Source organism: Thermotoga sp. 2812B, assembly GCF_000789335.1.
Taxonomy (GTDB): Bacteria; Thermotogota; Thermotogae; order Thermotogales; family Thermotogaceae; genus Thermotoga; species Thermotoga maritima.
Map to the genome: position 1 here is coordinate 1,776,736 of NZ_CP003408.1, position 19,192 is coordinate 1,795,927.

General features: G+C 46.0%; 16 protein-coding genes. 8 read left to right on the forward strand and 8 right to left on the reverse strand.

Annotated features, from left to right (window positions below):
* The first annotated feature begins 42 nt into the window (after positions 1-42).
* The gene (locus tag T2812B_RS09125; RefSeq protein WP_008193339.1) at positions 43-924 is read left to right on the forward strand and encodes a DMT family transporter; all 882 of its coding nucleotides are present in this window, start codon (positions 43-45) and stop codon (positions 922-924) included.
* Here T2812B_RS09125 and T2812B_RS09130 read toward each other — a convergent pair.
* The gene (locus T2812B_RS09130) at positions 904-1,323 is read right to left on the reverse strand and encodes a hypothetical protein (RefSeq protein WP_004080518.1); all 420 of its coding nucleotides are present in this window, start codon (positions 1,321-1,323) and stop codon (positions 904-906) included. The genes T2812B_RS09125 and T2812B_RS09130 overlap by 21 nt on opposite strands.
* Positions 1,324-1,470: 147 nt before the next feature.
* Between T2812B_RS09130 and gdhA the strand changes: the two genes are divergently transcribed.
* Entirely contained in the window at positions 1,471-2,721 is a 1,251-nt protein-coding gene (gene gdhA / locus T2812B_RS09135; RefSeq protein WP_004080520.1) for a glutamate dehydrogenase, read from the forward strand.
* A gap of 36 nt (positions 2,722-2,757) precedes the next feature.
* Here the strand turns inward: gdhA and T2812B_RS09140 are convergent, their stop codons facing one another.
* The 3 genes from T2812B_RS09140 to T2812B_RS09150 are packed head-to-tail and all read right to left on the reverse strand — an operon-like array spanning position 2,758 to position 7,568.
* Entirely contained in the window at positions 2,758-4,530 is a 1,773-nt protein-coding gene (locus T2812B_RS09140) for a DUF505 domain-containing protein (RefSeq protein ID WP_008193335.1), read from the reverse strand.
* 49 nt (positions 4,531-4,579) lie between these two features.
* Entirely contained in the window at positions 4,580-7,087 is a 2,508-nt protein-coding gene (locus T2812B_RS09145) for a hypothetical protein (protein WP_008193333.1), read from the reverse strand.
* Positions 7,088-7,091: 4 nt separating this feature from the next.
* Complete coding sequence (locus T2812B_RS09150) at positions 7,092-7,568, reverse strand: hypothetical protein (RefSeq protein ID WP_004080525.1); 477 nt, start codon at positions 7,566-7,568, stop codon at positions 7,092-7,094.
* 154 nt (positions 7,569-7,722) lie between these two features.
* Between T2812B_RS09150 and T2812B_RS09155 the strand changes: the two genes are divergently transcribed.
* From T2812B_RS09155 to T2812B_RS09180, 6 genes are all read left to right on the forward strand, one after another.
* Positions 7,723-8,805: an ATP-binding protein gene (locus T2812B_RS09155; protein WP_008193328.1), complete on the forward strand. Its 1,083-nt coding sequence runs from the start codon at positions 7,723-7,725 to the stop codon at positions 8,803-8,805.
* On the forward strand, positions 8,783-9,145 hold the full coding sequence (locus tag T2812B_RS09160) for an AraC family transcriptional regulator (protein WP_008193326.1): 363 nt from the start codon (positions 8,783-8,785) through the stop codon (positions 9,143-9,145). The genes T2812B_RS09155 and T2812B_RS09160 overlap by 23 nt, the downstream gene beginning before the upstream one ends.
* An 80-nt stretch (positions 9,146-9,225) precedes the next feature.
* Complete coding sequence (locus tag T2812B_RS09165) at positions 9,226-10,527, forward strand: DUF438 domain-containing protein (RefSeq protein WP_008193324.1); 1,302 nt, start codon at positions 9,226-9,228, stop codon at positions 10,525-10,527.
* 137 nt (positions 10,528-10,664) lie between these two features.
* A complete protein-coding gene (locus T2812B_RS09170; RefSeq protein ID WP_008193322.1) occupies positions 10,665-10,991 on the forward strand; it encodes a metalloregulator ArsR/SmtB family transcription factor in 327 nt (108 codons plus the stop codon).
* Positions 10,992-10,996: 5 nt separating this feature from the next.
* The gene (locus T2812B_RS09175; protein WP_008193320.1) at positions 10,997-12,085 is read left to right on the forward strand and encodes a permease; all 1,089 of its coding nucleotides are present in this window, start codon (positions 10,997-10,999) and stop codon (positions 12,083-12,085) included.
* A gap of 13 nt (positions 12,086-12,098) precedes the next feature.
* The gene (locus T2812B_RS09180) at positions 12,099-12,341 is read left to right on the forward strand and encodes a thioredoxin family protein (RefSeq protein ID WP_008193318.1); all 243 of its coding nucleotides are present in this window, start codon (positions 12,099-12,101) and stop codon (positions 12,339-12,341) included.
* A 194-nt stretch (positions 12,342-12,535) separates the two neighbouring features.
* Here the strand turns inward: T2812B_RS09180 and T2812B_RS09915 are convergent, their stop codons facing one another.
* The 4 genes from T2812B_RS09915 to T2812B_RS09200 all read right to left on the reverse strand — a co-directional run bounded on the left by T2812B_RS09915 (position 12,536) and on the right by T2812B_RS09200 (position 19,025).
* Positions 12,536-12,628 (reverse strand): DUF1232 domain-containing protein, encoded by a 93-nt coding sequence (locus tag T2812B_RS09915; RefSeq protein WP_081501912.1) that lies wholly within the window; start codon positions 12,626-12,628, stop codon positions 12,536-12,538.
* A gap of 458 nt (positions 12,629-13,086) precedes the next feature.
* Positions 13,087-14,043 carry a DUF1175 domain-containing protein gene (locus tag T2812B_RS09190; protein WP_008193315.1) on the reverse strand — a complete coding sequence of 319 codons (957 nt, stop codon included), beginning with the start codon at positions 14,041-14,043 and terminating at the stop codon, positions 13,087-13,089.
* Positions 13,985-14,437, reverse strand: coding sequence for a hypothetical protein (locus tag T2812B_RS09195; RefSeq protein ID WP_004080578.1), 453 nt, complete (start codon positions 14,435-14,437; stop codon positions 13,985-13,987). Before T2812B_RS09195 ends, T2812B_RS09190 begins: the two co-directional genes overlap by 59 nt.
* Positions 14,415-19,025 (reverse strand): alpha-2-macroglobulin, encoded by a 4,611-nt coding sequence (locus T2812B_RS09200; RefSeq protein WP_038050846.1) that lies wholly within the window; start codon positions 19,023-19,025, stop codon positions 14,415-14,417. Before T2812B_RS09200 ends, T2812B_RS09195 begins: the two co-directional genes overlap by 23 nt.
* Between the last annotated feature and the right edge of the window lie 167 nt (positions 19,026-19,192).

A 19,192-nucleotide genomic window follows, 5' to 3' on the forward strand; every position in this document is an offset into this window, starting at 1 on the left:
CAACTGTGATGCCATCACAGACAAAAACGCTGGAGGTATAACATGGATCTAAGAGTTCTTCTTTCAGGTCTTGCTTATTCCACGATATTCGGACTTTCTTTTCTTTTCACGAAGAACGCTCTCGATTATGTAACTCCCCTGACTTTTCTTTCATTCAGATTCATCGTGGCTTTTCTCTCTTACCTTCTCCTCTTGATAACTGGTGCTGTGAAGCTTGGAAAGAAACCCTACTGGAAGCTCTGGAAACTCGTTCTCTTTCAGCCTGTGCTCTACTTTCTTTTCGAAACGTACGGCCTTCAGAGAGTGAACTCCTCAGAAGCCGGTATGATCATCGCCCTGATACCGATCGTTGTCAACCTCCTTGCTCCTTTCATTCTCAAAGAAAAGGGAGATCTTCTTCACTACCTTCTTGTGGGAATGGGTTTTCTTGGAGTTTCATTGATAGTTGGTTTCAACATCACACCGGGAAACATCGTTGGGAAAGTCTTCATGCTCCTTGCCGTACTCTCTGGAGCGATGTACAGTGTGTTCTCGAGAAAGTTTTCAAAGAAGTTCACGCCAACTGAAATCACCTTCTTCATGATGATGACCGGAGCAGTTTTCTTCACCCTTTTGAGTCTTTCAACGGGTGATTTCAGACCGGTGTTCAACGTTGATGTGGTAATCGGTGCCCTGTATCTCGGTGTTCTCTCTTCCACCGTCGCGTTTTTCCTCCTCAACTACGCCATAAGGAAACTGTCTCCCATCTTCACCACCCTCTTCTCCAACTTCACAACGGTGGTTTCTGTGATAGCGGGGGTTGTTTTTAGAAACGAAACGGTTGGGATTCAACAGATTGCAGGGATGGGATTGATAATATCTTCTCTGATAATCATGAGTCTCAGAAGGAGTTATAAAAGGCTATCAAGAGCGCAGAAACTTTAACGATCTAAAACTTTCAAACACCACCAGGAAGGCAAAGAAGTGGTAAAGAACGATGAATGTGCTCACAATGAACAGATGTGTTCCTGTAAGTTCCGTGCTTCCATGTGCAAGCCCACTTACGTTGGCATAGACTTGTGAAACGATCAGATTGAGAAGCGCCAGCGAAAGAGCCACTGCCAACCTTCTGAAATCTTTTTTCATCAGTGCAAGGACAACTATAACACCCAAACCTCCCACCAGTGTGAAAACGAAGAGCTCCGCCGGCATGAAAAAATCGTAGAGAAATTTTCCCCTCGTCACAAGAACCAACAACGAGAGAAAGACAGGAATCGCAAGTGGAAGTACTGTCAATGCCGAAAAGACAGTACCGATAATTTTTGCAATTTTATCTCTATACATCTCACATCACCTCCGGCTATATATTAAACCCTTTTGGTCACAGAATTCAAGAAATTTTTCATGAAATTTTTATTTTTGTTTCCAAAAATGATACAATAGGTAACGATATGGTTTATATCGCATACTTCTGTTCGAGGGGGGAAATGTATGCCGGAGAAAAGCCTCTACGAGATGGCAGTTGAACAGTTCAACCGTGCCGCATCACTCATGGATCTGGAATCAGACCTTGCAGAGGTTCTCAGAAGACCAAAACGTGTTTTGATCGTTGAATTCCCAGTGAGAATGGATGACGGCCACGTCGAAGTCTTCACAGGATACCGTGTGCAGCACAACGTTGCGAGAGGTCCAGCCAAAGGTGGTATCAGGTACCACCCCGATGTCACACTCGATGAGGTGAAAGCCCTCGCATTCTGGATGACATGGAAGACTGCTGTGATGAATCTGCCTTTCGGTGGAGGGAAGGGAGGAGTCAGGGTAGATCCAAAGAAACTCTCAAGAAACGAGCTTGAAAGACTCTCAAGAAGGTTCTTCTCAGAGATTCAGGTGATAATAGGCCCGTACAACGACATACCTGCACCAGATGTAAACACGAACGCAGATGTGATGGCGTGGTACATGGATACATACAGTATGAATGTGGGTCACACCGTTTTGGGAATTGTCACAGGAAAACCCGTGGAACTGGGAGGATCAAAGGGTCGTGAAGAAGCCACGGGTCGTGGTGTTAAGGTGTGTGCAGGGCTTGCAATGGATGTTCTGGGAATAGATCCAAAGAAAGCAACAGTTGCCGTTCAGGGATTTGGAAACGTGGGTCAGTTCGCCGCTCTTTTGATTTCTCAAGAACTCGGATCGAAAGTCGTTGCGGTGAGCGACAGCAGAGGCGGTATCTACAATCCCGAGGGGTTCGACGTGGAGGAGCTGATCAGATACAAAAAAGAACACGGAACGGTCGTTACATATCCGAAGGGTGAAAGAATAACCAACGAAGAACTTCTGGAACTGGATGTTGACATTCTCGTCCCTGCAGCTTTGGAAGGTGCTATCCACGCTGGAAACGCGGAAAGAATAAAGGCAAAAGCCGTGGTGGAAGGAGCAAACGGTCCCACAACACCTGAAGCCGACGAAATCCTGAGCAGAAGAGGAATTCTTGTGGTACCAGACATACTCGCCAACGCCGGTGGAGTTACGGTTTCTTACTTTGAATGGGTTCAGGACCTTCAGAGCTTCTTCTGGGATTTGGATCAGGTGAGAAACGCCCTTGAAAAGATGATGAAAGGAGCATTCAACGATGTTATGAAAGTAAAGGAGAAATACAACGTCGATATGAGAACAGCAGCTTACATTCTTGCGATCGATCGAGTTGCGTACGCCACGAAAAAGAGAGGTATCTATCCGTGAAAAAAGCCCCACCGGGAAGGTGGGGCTTTGTATTCATCAAACTTCAACCCATGGATACTCTTTTCTTGCTAGTTCATCCACTGCCTGAAGTAGTGCTACTCCCGCTTCTGTCAGTGCGTTTTCTGTGATGAATTTAGATATTCTGGCGAGGTTGACTGTATCATCGAAAGTTTCCGGGTCGACACCGAGTTCTCTTTCTACGACTTTCCAGCTTTCCGGGTTTATCCTGATCCTTTTCTCCCTCATCTGAAGTCCGCCGTGTGTTCTTATAGCCTGAAGAAGTCTGATCACAAGGGGTGTCACCGGTGCTTCCACATCATCGGAAACAGCAGAGAGAGCTCTCTTCATGAGCTGACCCGCTTCTGTGAGCGTGACAACGTCTGTGGGCAAAATCTCCACCAGATTCTTCGCTTCGAGACTGTCGAGTGCTATTCTTTCCTCTTCTGAAAGATTCATATCTTCGATGAAAACACCCGCTTTGTACGGAACCTTTCTGAGAACCTTCATTTCTGTGTTCGTTATGAGCGGTCTTCTCTCGGCTTCGACAGAAAGCCTCGCGTAGAGACGACCAGAAGAAGTGGGAGCAGCATCGCTGACGAGGCCTTCTTTTCTTGCCTGTTCATACCATTCCATGTTTGGAGCTGCGAATTCTTTCTTCGTCATGGTAATTGATTTCACACCGACAGCCGTGACACTCCTGAGGCTCTTTCTCTGATCTTCAAGCACTTCTTCACCATAGCTGGTCAACTCGTAAACGAGCGTCCTCCTTGCTCCGTGTTTGTGTTCTCTCGATTTCAAAAGGCCGAAACCTTCAAGGTTGTAGAGTGCAAGCTTCACGGTGAGATCCTTTCTCTTCCACTCCCAGTCCACTGCCTTCTCTATCTGCTTCGGTTCTGGGAAGACATCATCTTCCTTTTCATGCCTCTTCCAGAGCTTGACGATCACTTCCAGGAGCCTCGCTTCGTCCTCCGAGATCTGGAAAGCGGGGGTCATGAGGTAAGGACCCTTTTTGTATATCTTCCACGCAAGGTAGAGATGCTCCGCCATTGGGTGAAGCTCTCCCGTCCAGTCAATGAGGCCTCTTTCGAGAAGTGCGTTTCTTTCAAAATCACTCAACTGGTTCCCTTCGTAAGCCTTCGCGACAGTGTCCAGAATGAGTTCGTCGAGAATCAGTTCATCCGTCACAACAAGACCCTTTCTGAGTGCCGCCCTGATCTGCTGTCCGAGTCCTGTGAGAGCGTAAACATCAGACCTTGGAACAGAGAAGGCTATCATCCTCATCGCTTCAAGCTGAAGGAGTTCATCTCCTCCCACAGGAAGCGTGCTGGACTCCCCCGGACCCTCCACCATCTTTCTCAGGTACTCCGCAACTTTCAAGTTCACAACCAGTCTGGGATGTGACGCATGGTAAATCTCATCGAGAGTATAAGCGTAAGGCGTGAGATTTCCTTCCTTCGCGAATCCTCTCTTTTCAAGCGCTTTAGCGACTTCTCCTCTCACTCTCGACTGAGCCAGCTTCGAGTATCTGATCATGGAAATGACTTCGGAGCCGATCCACCTGAACGAGTCGTCCCATTCCTCAGGATTCTTCAAGACACCTTCTCTTATCATGTCCGTGAGGAGTTCTCCAAGGATGTTACCAGAAAAGGTCAGATCGTACATCTCAACACCGACGGGTTTGACCAGGCCAGCAAGTTCAAGGTGCCACAGCGTTTCTCTGTCGAAGTCCTCCCATTCCTTTACGCTGAACTCTTCTCCCTTCTCGTAGAGCTTCTTCAGCACGATCGCATGCCTTTTTGTTACAATCATTAATGCCACCTCCTTTTCTATGTGTCTTCTCGCATTAATATTTTACCACTCAGTTTCTTATGAAAAGTGAAATAGAAGGTAATCCATTCGGACTGGTACTTATTCCCACGTAGAAACTACCGGAGGAAATATCGTTCATGTTCAAAAATCCGCCAACTGTGATATAGAACTTGAGCCCTTCCATGTACACCTCTTGGAAAAGGTGATCATAGATAACGTGCTCCTCTTCTCCATTGGAAAATCTCAGTCGAGCGATTCCCAACGTGTTCCCCGTGTTTCTGAGAAGAATAAAACCATCGAAAAGCTCTGCACTGTTTTTGAAAAGCGTCTGGGCAAAAGACACGTCGTAGGAGAAATCCTCCGAGTTTAAAAGCTGAAACTTGATGTTTGCGGAGAAACTTCCGTCTTTTCCAAGCGCTGAAGTCAGGCCAGCGAAACAGAACAAACTGTTCAGATCGAAAAGGTGTGAGAGGTCGTCATTGAGAAGATTCAGGGACACCTTCAAAGAGGAAGGCATATCCAGCAGATACGTTCTGAGATCGACACCCACTCCAATGTTGTTAGCGGCTCCTGCTTCACTGTTCAGAGATGTTTGGGTCGAACTGAAGTTCATTTCAAAGGTAACGTCGAGTCGTGTGTTTGCGGAAACAGGAAAATCACCTAAAACCCCCGTCAAACCGAAACTGTAATCCCCAGAAGAGGAGTATTCACCGTACGCTGTGAAATTGTCCCTGGAAGCCACAAAGCCGGTGTATTGATTGAAATTTCCCTTCAAATCAACAGACGGCATCAAAAACAGGAAGGTGTTGTTTTCCACGTTCGAGAACATGAGGAAAAGAGAGAAAGCGTTGTCAAAATACACTGGAAACCACATCGCAGGCTGGAAAAACTTTCTCAGTCTGAAGCCGAACTCGTCTCCAGTAGAAAACTTTTTGCCTTCTATCACAAAAGGTTCACTCTTTTTCACTTCGACCACCACAGGTTCCATACTCAGATCTTTTCTGTAAACACCCGTTCCCCCTGTCTGGCCGTATGGGATGTAACTTATGTAGTAAATTTCACTTCCCTGGATCACAAAATCTTCCACGAGGCTCTTCGATGAAAGTCTGTGGAGTTCTTTCTTCTCAAGATCGTAGTAGCAGGGAACGGTGTGTTCTCCTTCCACCTGAACGAATATTATTCCATCTTTCCAGAACTTCACGTACGGTCCTTTCATTGTTTCGTTTTTCAGTTCAAGGATGACTTCTCCGTTTGTTTTCAGAACGATAATGTCGTTTTTCTCTGTGAAGAGCGCCACAAAACGATCTGATACGTCCATGTACCTTATGAATTCGTCGAGCGTGGTGTGAAACTCCGATCCTTCTATTGTTGCTTTTCCTGTCTTCGTATCGTAAAAGGCAAGGTAAACCTTTCCGTTTTCCACATCGAAAGCGCTTATGTTCCCCTTTGAAATCTGTCTTCCACCCTTCACATCCCACAGGACATTTTCGTAACGGTTGAAAGATTTTTCTTTGGTGAGCACGTAGATCTTCTCTCCATCGATCTTCACGTCCAGAACGTTTCTCACGGGAATCTTCTGAACTTCTTTCCCATCCAGGTCAAGGATCTTCAAAATCTGTTTTTTCATCCCCGTGTACGAAGTGGAGGGCCCGTACTCTTCCGAAAGGACAACCAGATGGTCCCCGTACAAATCGATCTTGTGAAGCCAGGTGTTTTTTGCGCTGTATACAAGATCTCCCTGAGGGTACTCGTGTTTTGTGAGAGAATAGATCCAGTCCGTGTAGATCTCTTCGCGCGTTTTTCCAAAGACCTTCTCGTATGGGTCCTTGAAACCCTCAAAGGCAAAAGTACTGAACGTTTTGGAAGTTTCCCTGAAAAACTCCTTCACTTTCTCAAGGCCGTACGTCTCCACAAGGTAGCTGTAAAACCCGGCTGTGAAGTTGTAGTACAGAAGCCCGTCTCTGTAGTCGTCATCGGGTGCTACTTTTATGTAACCAGGAGATGGAAAGTTGGGAAGTGAGTAGTAGAACAGACCATTCGAGAAAAAAGGATTGTTTAGTCTTCCAGATGAGATCGAGAAAGAGCTCTCGTTGAAAACGGTAACACCCTCCACCAGGTCGCTGAAGAGTTGGGGATAAAGAGGAATTCCCGTGAGTTTTGTTACCGTCTTTCCTATTTCGTCCTGATAGGTGAGATGGCACATGTGGGAGAATTCGTGAATGAGAACGTAAGCGTACCAGTCCTCGAGAGAAAGGCGAAAGGAAAGCCAGCTTTCAGGGGGCCACAGGTAGACCACAATCGTTTTATGAAAGAAAGGCATCGTGTAGCCATTCGAGATGGTGCCCCTGTCTTTGAGGACAATAGTTATCCGTCCCGGGTCGTTTCCAACGAGCTCTATCACCTTCGGCCTGATCGCCTCGAAGATGTTTCCAACAAGAACGGCGTTTTCAAAGTATCCTTCTGGATAAACAACATCCGCGTGCTCGAAGTGGAGAACACCGGAGAAGAGTTCTGCAACAAGTAAAAGAACGACGGCAAAAAACAACCTCTTGATCAATGTATCACCCCTTCCTTTCGTTTAACCACTTTCTCAACGTCTCGGCTTTCTCTACCCTGCCCAGTTTCAAATATGCCTGATATTCATACTCCAGGGATAAAACCGGTATTTTCATTCCATGTGTTTCTACAAACCTTTTGTATTTGTTCAAATCTACGGGATCTTCCCAGGTTCCATCTTCGAGCCGTTTTCGAATATCTCCCATAATTTCAACTTTTATTCCATCGATAATTAATTCACCGAAATGAGAACAGATTTTTTCCGTGGAAGAAAACCTGACCTTTTTGCTTACGAACTCAGAGAAAATGCGTTCGATTTCATAAGCTCCTTCTTCATCAGTTTGAATGTCGATATCGTGAACTTCAACAGGAACTCCCTGCAGCGCAAAACTGAGACTACCTGTAACTACCCAGTTCACTTTCTCATTTTTCAGTCGGTCGTATATTTTACGAAGAACGCGAAGATATTCGGGCCTTATCATCTTCTCATCTCCCCAGACAGCTTTTCATCTAAATCATACTTTTCACCATTATATTATCACTCCAGAAAGTCAAAAAGAGAAACTTTTGTAACTTCCGCCCCCGGAAGCAACTTCCGACCCCAGAAGTGATATGATAAGAATGGAGGTGATCGACTTGCTTTTCTCCCTTACTCCCAAGACGAAAAAGGAAGATCTCTTCGATAGAGAAAGAGAACTGAAAGACCTCGAAAAACTGCTCGAAACCTATCCGATCGTTGTGATCACCGGCCTGAGGCGGGTTGGAAAGTCCTCCCTTGTGAAAGTCTTTCTGAACAAAAGCGATCTTCTACACATAACCGTGGACGGAAGAAGACTCTACGAGACATCGGGGGGTAACATCTCGTCCCATCATCTCACAAGGTTTCTCGGAGAGGAGCTGTCCAGAATATCGAAATCTCAGAAACTTCTGAACGTTCTCAAGAGGGTCCGTGGAATCACAGTGAGTGGAACATCGATAGAACTCAATCCAAAGGAATTCAGTCTTTCCGATCTTCTCGAAAAGCTGAACGAAACGGCAAAGAGGCGGAAGAAAAAGATAGTCATCTTCTTCGATGAGGCGCAGTATCTCAGATACTACGGTTCTCGCGGTGGAAACGATCTTCTGGCACTCTTTGCCTACTGCTACGACAACTTCGAAAACGTGCGCTTCATCATCAGTGGTTCAGAAGTCGGCGTTCTTCACGATTTTTTGAAACTCGAAGACTACAGCTCACCCCTCCATGGCCGTGGAATAGGTTTTCTCACGGTGAGACCGTTCACCTTCGATCAATCCGTGGATTTCCTCATGGAAGGCTTCCGCGAAGTGGGAGAGAAGATCAACTTCGACGTGGAAGAAATTGTGAGAGAAATAGACGGTATAGTGGGGTATCTTGTCCTTTTTGGAGTGAAGTACCTCGAAAAGAAGAAAAAAGATGAAGCACTGAAAGAGGTGTTCCATGCCGTGAAGGCTCTTTTTGAAAAGGAAATGGAAGAGCTCAGAAAAAGGAGCGAAAGGTATCCATTCATATTGAGACAGATCGCAAGGGGAATAAACACCTGGTCTGCCCTGAAAAACATCTTCCGCGCAAAAGGCGACTTCATCGGTGACTCCCGATTGTACTCTCTCCTCAAGACTCTGGAAAAGATGTCCTTCATAGAAAAAACGCAGAGCGGATACAGAATAGTTGATCCGGTTTTTGAGAGGATTCTGCGCGAATGAAGCTGTTGTAGTAACAGCACTGAATTATCTGAAAGAACATTTCAGCGAACCCGTGAACATGAAAAAGCTTGCCGAGATGGTGGGAATGAGTGTATCGAGTTTTTACCAAAATTTCAAGACTCTCACCGGCATGACTCCCCTTCAGTATCAGAAGAAACTCCGGTTGTGCGAGGCAAGGAAACTTCTCATGACAGAAAGCGATGCCACAACCGCAGCCTATCAGGTTGGATACGAGAGCCTTTCTCAGTTCAGCAGAGAGTACAAAAGATTCTTCGGTGTTTCCCCTTCACAGGATGTAAAGAAGCTGAGGGAAGAACCTTACACGAGGATCCTTTATTGATTGCAGATAATGGTGCTTCTGTGCTACAATATGTTCGGAATCGATAATTAGGCGAGAATAATTAAAGGAGGAGGATCTCTATGGAAAGAGAAAAAGTAGAACTTTTTAAGGAAGTGCTGAAAAAACTCCACGAAGGTGAAGACGTGGAATCTTTGAAAAAACAATTCGGAGAGTTACTCTCACAGATTCCACCGTTCGAGATACCCGTCATCGAGCAGGAATTGCTGAAAAGCGGTGAGATAGATGTAAGAGACATCATCAAAATGTGCGATCTTCATGTTGAGTTCTTCAGAGGAGCCGTGTCAGAAGCCGGCAGAGAAGTAGAAAAACTCCCGAATGGACACCCGTTGAGAACGCTCTATGAGGAGAACAAACAGATACTCAAAGATGCGGAAGCTTTGAGTTTACTTGCTTCCAGCACGTTCTCTCTTCCAAAAGACGATCCTCGCAGGAAACAGTTCTATGAAAAACTCGTTCAGCACGTCTTGGAGCTTCACAGGATAGGTCTCACCCATTACACGAGGGAAGAGATGCTGATATTCCCATACATTGAGAGAAGAGGCATCACAGCCGTTCCAACGGTCCTCTGGTCCAAACACGACGAGATCAGATTGAAGATAAGACTCCTTCTCAATCTTTTGAAGAAAGAAGAATCCGATGAACGACTGAAAGAAGAAGCCCTGGAACTTTCAAGGATGCTCTCAGACATGGTTTTCAGAGAAAACAACATACTCTATCCGACGCTGAAGGTGCTCCTCACCGATGGTGAATGGAAAGCAGTAAGGATACTGGAAAAAGACATAGGATACTACAAGATTGAAGTGACTGGAGAGTGGGAAACTCCTGAGAAACCTCTCCTTCCTCACGAGATAGATCCCGTTGTCTCACCTGAAACTTACGAGAAACTTCCCGATGAGATCAAAAGGGTTGCCGGAATGCTCACGCCAGACACAGAATATTCACTGGTTCGAGACAACGACATAAAAATAGAAAGTGGTTATCTATCTTTAGAAGAATTGAACGCTATTTTCAAAACACTGCCGTTCGATGTCACCTTTGTGGATAAACACGGAAGAGTACGTTTCTTCTCTGGTGGTCACAGAATCTTCCACAGAACACCCACCGTTCTCGGAAGACCGGTTCAGTTTTGTCACCCCCCAAGAAGTGTTCATATCGTGAACAAAATCCTCAAGGCTTTCAAAGAGGGAAGAAAAGAACCTGCGGAGTTCTGGATCAACATGGGTGGCAGAAAGATCCACATACGCTATTTCCCGGTTCTGGACAAAGAAGGAAACTATCTGGGAACACTGGAAGTGGTGCAAGACATCACAAGGATAAAAGAACTCGAAGGAGAAAAGAGACTCCTCGACTGGAAAGACTGAAAAAGCGCAGGCTCTCCTGCGCTTTTTTATTACTCGTTTCGTAACCCGCAGGTCTTCTATCCGTTACTCAATTTAAACGATGAAGTTTATGTTTTCTAGTAGTATATAAGTGATCAGTTATATAAGGAGATGGTTATATGAAGCTTCACGAGTTGTTCCATATCCTTTCAAACGAAACCAGACTGAAGATTTTAACTCTTCTTTTGGAAAAGGAGATGTGCGTTTGTCAGATACTGGCAAGTATAGGAACGACTCAGCCGAATATTTCACAGCATCTTCACGTTCTCAAAAACCACGGCATTGCCAAATCTCGCAGAGAAGATTCCTTCGTTTACTATTCGATCGATGAAAGATTCATCGAAAAATATCCATTCCTTATAACCATTCTCGAACGTGCGAGAAAGGAATATGGTGTTAAGGCCGTTAACTCTTGCTCTTTACCAAATTTACTGAATAAGGAGTGAGAAACTTGGCAACCTTCATCCTGATCGCGCTGATCTTTGTGGCTTTCTATTTCGTTCCGTTCGGGCATCCGATTGTCGATCAAAGTATCCTGAACGGATTCTATTTGCTCCATGAATACGCACGTGAACACGTTCTCCTGTGTCTTGTTCCCGCATTCTTCATCGCCGGAACGATATCGGTAATGCTCAAAAAGGATGCCGTTTTGAAACTTCTCGGTCCAAATGCCAGAAGGATCATTTCTTATCCTGTCGCTGCGATTTCCGGTGGTATTCTGGCTGTTTGTTCCTGCACCATTCTTCCACTCTTTGGAGGGATCTACAAAAAAGGTGCGGGTATAGGCCCTGCAACCACTTTCTTGTTTGCCGGGCCTGCCATAAACATCGCAGCGATATTTCTGACAGCACGAGTTCTCAGATGGGATTTGGGACTTGCCCGTCTCATTGCAACGATAACAGCGGCTGTCTTGATAGGATTGATCCTGGAAATGATCTATCAGGAAAGGGGTGAAGGTGGACTCGCGTTCACCTCTGATGACGATCAGTACGGTGTAAGAGGAATAATATTCTTCTTGATACAGCTTGGATTTCTGGTAACGAGTTCTCTTGGAATCAACCGGACCTTCAAATATTCCCTGATGACAATACTCGGAATCTCCGCACTTTTCATAGCTTTGTTTGGTTTCAAAAGAGACACCGTTGAAAACTGGCTGTACGAAACCTGGGACTTCGCAAAGAAAATACTGCCATATCTCTTCATCGGTGTGTTCTTCGCGGGTGTTCTGACCAGACTTTTGCCACAGCAGGTGGTAACAGCACTTGTTGGAAGCAATGGCTTCTTATCCAACCTCGTAGCATCCGTCATAGGAACTCTCATGTACTTTGCCACTCTTACGGAAGTTCCAATAGTTCAGGCTTTGCGAGAACTTGGAATGGCAAAGGGACCAACCCTTGCTCTTCTTATGGCCGGTAATTCCCTCAGCCTTCCGAGTATGATCGTTATCACAAAGCTCCTTGGAAGGAAAAAGGCTTTCACTTACTTTGGTCTTGTGGTTGTCTTTTCCACTCTGTTTGGGCTGATATACGGAGCAATTTAAAAGGAGGGATAGCATGGCAAAAAAGGTGGAGATACTAGGAAAAGGATGTCCGAGGTGCAAACAAACAGAAAAGATCGTGAGAATGGCAATCGAAGAACTGGGAATCGACGCGGTCGTTGAAAAGGTTCAAGACATAAACGAGATCGTCTCAAGAGGTGTCGTAGCGACTCCTGCGGTAGCGGTGGACGGAAAAGTTGTCATCTCTGGCAAAATTCCATCTTTGGAGGAAGTCAAAAAGGTCCTTCAGCAGGTTTGAGAAAGAACTCTGTTTAAGATAAAGCCGCCTTCCCAGGCGGCTTTGTTTTTATCATCATTCCTCACCGAAAACCCCTCTGAAGAATTTTCTCATTTTAGGGCCTCTTATTGTCTTCCATTCGGCGTAATCTCTGACGTCCTCTAAGATCAGTACATTCCACACAAAACCGAGAACTGTGATGTCATCTGTTATCCCTATAACAGAATATCTGGTATCAGATCAAAAGGATTGAGAATGTACAGAATAACAAATACTATCGCTGCTATTACCCTCCACGTATTCTCCATTGTACCGATTTTTCAGAGGATTCAAGAGAATTTTTATTTTCACCTATTGTTTAGCAAAAATCGAGTTTGACCTTACTTTCTCTTCCAGTTTTTCTGAATTTTTCAAGGCCTTTTCTACGTCTTCCTCACTTATTTCATCAACTCCTCTCCCCATAGTTTGTCAAAATTCAAAAGATATAGTTCGACGTTAACTAACGTTTTGTGAAAAATTCAAGGAAATCAAAGCTTTTGTAAATTTTTATAAATTCTAATAAATCGAACTCGAAAAGTAGGGTTTTGACCAGTTTAGGAATGAAAAATTTATCCTCTTCAGGGAGTTAAGGGGGAAGCTGTGAACGGTCTTTTGTTCAAGAAGGTAGATTACAACTTCCTGGACTGGGAATTGAGACTTTCAAGGAATGTTTTCATCGTATATATCCCCTTAAATTCAATGCATACCAATCAAATTGTACACAAAATCAATTCAAGAACCTGAACCTGTAAAACCCGAGAAAGTACGGATTTATCTCGAGGGGTGCCCAGGAGGGGTCGTAGTTCACAAGTTCGGAGTATCTGACGAACCTGAGCTCTCCCGGATTTTCTCCGATCGGACCCGTGTGGTAAACGAACCATCCTTCATGATCAGCGAGGTTCAGATTTCCGACGAATATCATGAGATGGTACGGCATCTCGACGTCTTCAGGATGGAAGAAAACCGCTATGTCACCCGGAAGCGCTTTTGAAACGCTCTTTGTGACAAATTCCATACTGCACTCCACAAGGATCCTCGCAACCGCAAAGTTCGAAAAGTCCTCAACTCCCCTGTAAGCTCCCTTCTCTATCCTGAACATCTTCGTTCCAACAAGAGGAAGATTCGGGTAGTTGTACTTCTCCACGTCTTCCCAAACGGGTCCGTTGTAACCTGAGAGAGAAAACCAGCTTCCTGTGTGTTTCTTCAGTGCCTCTCTTGCGCAGTACCTGACGAAACCAGAGCAATCCCTTTCTTCTTTCGGCCAGAGGAGAGGATCGTTCTTGAACGCCGACAGGGCTATCCAGACGAACCAGTTTCTGAACCTCTCACTGTCTTCACTGTCGAGTTCCAGAGAGTCCGGATATCCATCACCGTCGCTGTCTTCTTCGCTGGCTCTGGCTTCGATCTTTAGCTCCTTCTTCACCCTGAAAATGCCACCGCTTTCAAAGTGCAGAGTCACAGTCTCGCCGGGTCTCACCTGCTTGATCAGAACACCGTTTTCTTCGAGCACGAAGTTTTTGGAACACTCCACCTTCGCTCCTCTGACTTCAAGAGGAACGAAAATGTCCTGGACGTTCTTCAGAACGAAAGTCCCACCAGAAAACTCCACCCTGAACCTCAAAACCTCAACGACGTTCCACAGAAGAACGCCTGTAACGATCAACAAGATCAGGTATCTCTTCATAACGCACCTTCTCCATAAATCTCAGAAGACAGTCCCTGTGGTAGCCAAAGACCTCTTCCGGTTTCACACCGAGCACTGCAAGGACCACACCCTCTTCCATCCACCGCGGCAGATCAAAATACATCTCCAGAACATGGTGTAGAAGCTCATGGAGGATCGTCGCTTCGAGGGAGTTTTTCCTTCGAAGTACATCGAGCGGCTGGGTGTATATGACACCTTCGTGGTAAACCCCGCCTGTGTGGTACGGCATACCCGTAATTTCGTGGAACTCTTCAAGACTTTCGCACTCGAAGACTACCACATCCAGACTCGGCTCGACCCTCAAGAATTCACATACCTTCGTGAAGCGATCCAGAAAGTCTTTTCCCAGCTCAAGGTTGATCATCTCTTCCATCGATAAAATCCGCCCCGATGAAAAGCACATCTGGATCTGTATGAGCATAGAGACCACGAGAATACATCGGATAAACCCGTGCCGGAAGAAGATGAAACACCCCCTCTGCAGTCGCCCTCCAGACGTAGTCAAAGCTATTACCGTAAAGATATCGGGCAAAGAGCGCCACCCTGTCCGTTCGAATCTCCCTTCCAGAGTACCATGCGTTCCATGAAGAGTACCAGCTGTACGAGAACTTGTTTTCCTCGATCCCTTTTTCTCTGTAGTTCGAGAGCACCTGCGCACAGGACGGGATGAAATCCTCCACTATGAGATAATTTCCATCTCCTTTAACCCTCACCACCGTTTTGATTATGTCTCCCAATTCTATCTTCACGTCTCCAACATCGAAGACCACCTCGAAAACTCTGTTCCGAAGAGTTTTTGAAGATCCACTGAAGCGTATGTTCTCCGCAACCAGCTTCTTCCCATCCCAGAAGAATACCCTTCTGGCAACAAACGGAAGATCCACGAACTCTCCGTTCCTGTACCAGTACGTTTTGTTTTCTCCCCTCAGCAAGATTTCGTCCATCGTGCAGGACAGTCCCGTAACGTCTTCGGGAACGGGTATCTTTTCATCACCGACCAGCACGAATCCCTTCATGAGAAAGACGGGACCACTTCTCATGAAACCTGCGTCCGTTACATCCAGATACCTGGTGATGGTGTTCTTTTCCGTATCGTAGATGAGCGCTTCGTTTCTGAAAAAAACAAGAATCAAGCCGTTGAACGTTTCGATCCTGAAGAACGTGTAAGTCTCTCCCTTTATTTTCACTTCTGCACCGTTTATCTCGAGGGGAACTCCTCTGTATTCGATTGTCTTCTTCCAGTACTTGTACGGCAGGATGTAGAGCTCTTCAGTTTGCTCTTTCTCGACAGGGTGTATCGAGCGCGGTACGTATCCTCTCCCGATCGGCACGAAGGCATCCACAATCATTTTATTCTCCTCTATGAGCAGTTCGTACCTTTTGTAGAATTCTCTTTTTATCTCCAAACCTTCGCTCACAGCCTCTTTCGGAACTTCGATGTAAACTACCTCCACTTCCACAATGCCTTTTCCAGAGACGGTCAGTGAACCGGGAACGAGGGACCTTTCTTCACCTGGCTTCAGTTCGAAGGTGTTTTCGGAGTTGATGACTTTCAGTGTGGTTGAAGCGTACTCCGGCATCGCCTCAAGGAGCGCCAAAATAACAAAGGACGTGTCTTTTGTGGAAGTCCAGAAAGCGCTGTCTTTTTTCAAGAGAAGGTAATTTGTCACTTTTCTTTCCAGTTCTGGAAATTCTTTCCACTTCGCAAGAGCCCTGAGGAAGACGCTGTTGAGCTGGATCTCACTGATGAGGGGATTATTAGAATATACATTCAGATAGGCCTTCTGCTCGTCCTGGACGACGTAGTTCATCAGCTGTTTCAGAGCCTCTTTTGAACTCAAACTCAGAAACACCAGATCCGCTTCGCTTTCTGGCTTGAACGGCTCGTGATTCACTCCGTACAGATCGAGAACATACGATCCGTAGGCCGATGGATGTTTTCTGAGATACTCTATTCCTCTCTGCAGAACGCTTTCTGCGACATCGTATCCTGCCTTCATGGTAAAGTACAGCCCTTCCATCACGTAGCAGGTCATGAAGTCATCGGATTCGCCGAATCTGAACCATCCCCAGCCACCATCGTTGTGCTGGTAAGAGTAGAGTTTGAACAGCCCCCTCTGGATGATCTCTTCCAGGTTTTCCACCTCTATTCCTACACTTGCTGCAACCACGGCCGGGAAGAACCGGCTCATGGTCTGTTCGACACAACCGTACGGGAAGTCTACCAGCCTTTTCAGGCTATCCTCGACGAGCGGAACGATGCTGTCCAGAAACCTTATCCTCGATGAGATGAACTGCTCCGGGATCTTCAGCGTCTCTTTCCCGTCCAAGAGCATGATGCGGTAGAATTCCCTTTCAAAAGCGAATCTTTCAACGGGTAGTCTCATGGAGACCGCGTCGCTCAGATCACCTCCAACCGCAGTAAATTTCACAAAACTTCCTTCAGAAGCAAAGACAGCCTTCACTGTCCAGGTCTCTGTGTGTGAGGAGTTCGCCTCCATCAAAAAGCGTCTTGAGGAACTCCCCTCGAGGAGTTCTATGTTCTCGGGAAGTTCCACCATGAGTTGAACCGGAAGCGTCTTCGAAGTCCTGTTGAAAACGGTTGCGGATATTTTTATCACATCACCCTCCCTCAAAAAAGACGGAAGGTGAGGCATCAGATAGAACTTTTTGGAAACGACCATTTCGCTTTCTGCCTGGGAGAATCGATCCTTTGAGAAACCGTAGGCCGTTGCCCTGAAAGAAGTGATGCTGTCTGGGACCTTGAAGCTCACCCTCGCGATTCCGTTGTGAAGCTCCAGTGAAGGAATCCAGAGGGCCGTGTCCGGGAAGTACTCCCTGACGTTCAACTTAGATGGAATGGCGTTCTGTTTGAAATCGGCGAAGGTCTTCTCCTCCGGGAGGGAAGCGAGTTTGTTTCGGAACGAATCCCTTGAAACATAGAGTCTCCAGTAATGCGGAAATCCTCCTCTTGTTTGGGGATAGTTCATGTGAGGATAGAGGAAGTTTTCGAGCACCGGTGGTTCTGCTCCAACCATGGCGTATATCGCTTCATCAACGAGGAAAAGACAGACTCTGTCCACATTCGATTCGATCGTGATCTGTGCCATTTCTCCAGGTTCGTACTGATCCTTGTCGAACAGAATCTTCATGGTGGTGAAATTCGTGTCGAGCAGAACGTTCAGTCTTTCCAGCTTGTAGATACGCCCATTGTCGTCGAGTCCTATGAAGCTGAGGAAGAGATTCTTCTCAGGGATATCTTTCGGTATTCTGACACGCAGGTTGACAGACCCGGTGAAGGAGACAGGAATAGTGTCGTAAACCCTGTTTGAGACGATTCCCAGAACTCCCATCACCTTACCAGGTGCAAGGATCTGAACCGAAAGTTCATCCCCGGGTTTCACTGTGTTCGTTGCCGGATTGATTACGAACTCGCTGCTTGTTCCTGCACCGCAGTAAGCGTACACGTAGAAGTGAGTTTTCGCCTTTCCAAAGGAGAGTTCTATTCTGTAACTTTTTGGCTCTTTTGGAGTGAAAGTGACGATCGTCTCACCGTTTTCCACAACCACCGTGCTCGTTGAATCTTCAGAAGAGACGGTGAGCAGTCCATCTAAAGGATTTCCGGAAAGATCCGTCACTTTCACCTTCACCCTCACCTGCTTGCCCGGTGAGGTGGAAACGTACCGATTCATCGGAGATATCAGAACGTTGTCTGCGTACACCTTCACAGACCTTGTTTCCTCAATCTGACGCTGGCTTTCATCCGTCACGATCACCTCCAGCCGGTAAGAGCCCTGAAACCCTTCTTCTGTTTTCACACCGAGCCTGAGGTTTCCCTCTTCGTCCGTGAAGTCCGTTCCCCTGTAAACTAGATAGCCGCTTCCTTCCTCTGGAAAGGCCCGAACGTAGTAGGCAACCTGCGCCTTCGCGACGGGCTGGCCGTTGAAGTACTTCACCCTGACAAGGTAGTTCACAACTTCGCCAGATATGTACACGTCTTTATCCGTTTCGATTTCGACTTTGTACTCCGGTTTCCTGTATTCTTCCACCAGAAAATATTCGTAGTAGCGTCTTCCTCCGTGATCGACATTCACCTTGTAGAGTCCGACCGAGGCTGTGTCTGGAAGTTTCATGGAACCGCTGAATCCACCGAGCTCGTCGGTTTCGAACTCCGATCTGTAAACCTCGTTTTTCTTTGTGTCGAAGATGGAAACGGTGACTTTCGTCTTCTCAAAGGCTTTGTAGAGACCCTCTTCAAAAGAGAAGATCTGACCTCTGAAGTGGACCGTGTCGGACGGTTTGTAGATCGGCCTGTCTGTGACAAAGAAAAGCTTTTCTCTTTCAAGCCCTCCACCTGAAAAGTACACCCCTCCAAAAAATCGAGAGTCCCCGTACCTGATGTAGAACGTGTCGAAGTGTTTCGTGATAGAAACGACCCCGTCTTTGCCGGTGAAAACTCTGTCGATCAGTTTTGAATCTTCAAAGAGAAAAACCTCCGCTCCTTCTACAAAATCACCATTTGAGTCGAACACGTGGAGTCTCAATTTTTCACTGTCGGAGAAGTAGATCACCTCCAGATCGGTGACGATGAAAAGACCCTTGTCCATCACTCTTCTGAGAACTGTTCCTTCGTTGGAAACCAGTGTCGCAAAGTAGAATCCTTTGTTTTTCAGTGGAAATGAGAATTCCTTCCACTCCTCTGAGGAGAACTTTTTACTGTAGGTGGGGCGTGTTATCTCTAACAGCGAAAAATTGAAGTTTTCTGGGTCAAAGACTGCCTTCAAAAAGTCTTCTTCATTTATCTTCCACACGTTCAGGGTGACATCCTCCAGATCTGAGATCACAAAAGAGAGCCCCTCATCTGGATGTAGAGTGGGATATCTGGAGAAATAGGCGTATCCTCCAAAAAGACTGAAACCGGCCAGAAGAAAAACTAAGAAAATCAATCTCTTCATACCCATCATCCCCCCACTTCCACATTTTTAGAATGTTAATACTATGATACCACTTAACGAAAGAAAATCAGAAGATCAATTTTTGAATATGATTGTTTGGTAAATTTACCATATTGTAATATTGATTGATGTCTATGTAACATTAGAATGTTATCATTTTCACGAGGATCGGG

What these genes read in the sequence shown, in the direction of transcription:
- T2812B_RS09125 (WP_008193339.1), top strand. Translation starts at nt 43, where the DNA reads ATGGATCTAAGAGTTCTTCTTTCAGGTCTTGCTTATTCCACGATATTC.
- T2812B_RS09130 (WP_004080518.1), bottom strand. Translation starts at nt 1,323, where the DNA reads ATGTATAGAGATAAAATTGCAAAAATTATCGGTACTGTCTTTTCGGCA.
- gdhA (WP_004080520.1), top strand. Translation starts at nt 1,471, where the DNA reads ATGCCGGAGAAAAGCCTCTACGAGATGGCAGTTGAACAGTTCAACCGT.
- T2812B_RS09140 (WP_008193335.1), bottom strand. Translation starts at nt 4,530, where the DNA reads ATGATTGTAACAAAAAGGCATGCGATCGTGCTGAAGAAGCTCTACGAG.
- T2812B_RS09150 (WP_004080525.1), bottom strand. Translation starts at nt 7,568, where the DNA reads ATGATAAGGCCCGAATATCTTCGCGTTCTTCGTAAAATATACGACCGA.
- T2812B_RS09165 (WP_008193324.1), top strand. Translation starts at nt 9,226, where the DNA reads ATGGAAAGAGAAAAAGTAGAACTTTTTAAGGAAGTGCTGAAAAAACTC.
- T2812B_RS09170 (WP_008193322.1), top strand. Translation starts at nt 10,665, where the DNA reads ATGAAGCTTCACGAGTTGTTCCATATCCTTTCAAACGAAACCAGACTG.
- T2812B_RS09180 (WP_008193318.1), top strand. Translation starts at nt 12,099, where the DNA reads ATGGCAAAAAAGGTGGAGATACTAGGAAAAGGATGTCCGAGGTGCAAA.
- T2812B_RS09915 (WP_081501912.1), bottom strand. Translation starts at nt 12,628, where the DNA reads ATGGAGAATACGTGGAGGGTAATAGCAGCGATAGTATTTGTTATTCTG.
- T2812B_RS09190 (WP_008193315.1), bottom strand. Translation starts at nt 14,043, where the DNA reads ATGAAGAGATACCTGATCTTGTTGATCGTTACAGGCGTTCTTCTGTGG.
- T2812B_RS09195 (WP_004080578.1), bottom strand. Translation starts at nt 14,437, where the DNA reads ATGGAAGAGATGATCAACCTTGAGCTGGGAAAAGACTTTCTGGATCGC.
- T2812B_RS09200 (WP_038050846.1), bottom strand. Translation starts at nt 19,025, where the DNA reads ATGGGTATGAAGAGATTGATTTTCTTAGTTTTTCTTCTGGCCGGTTTC.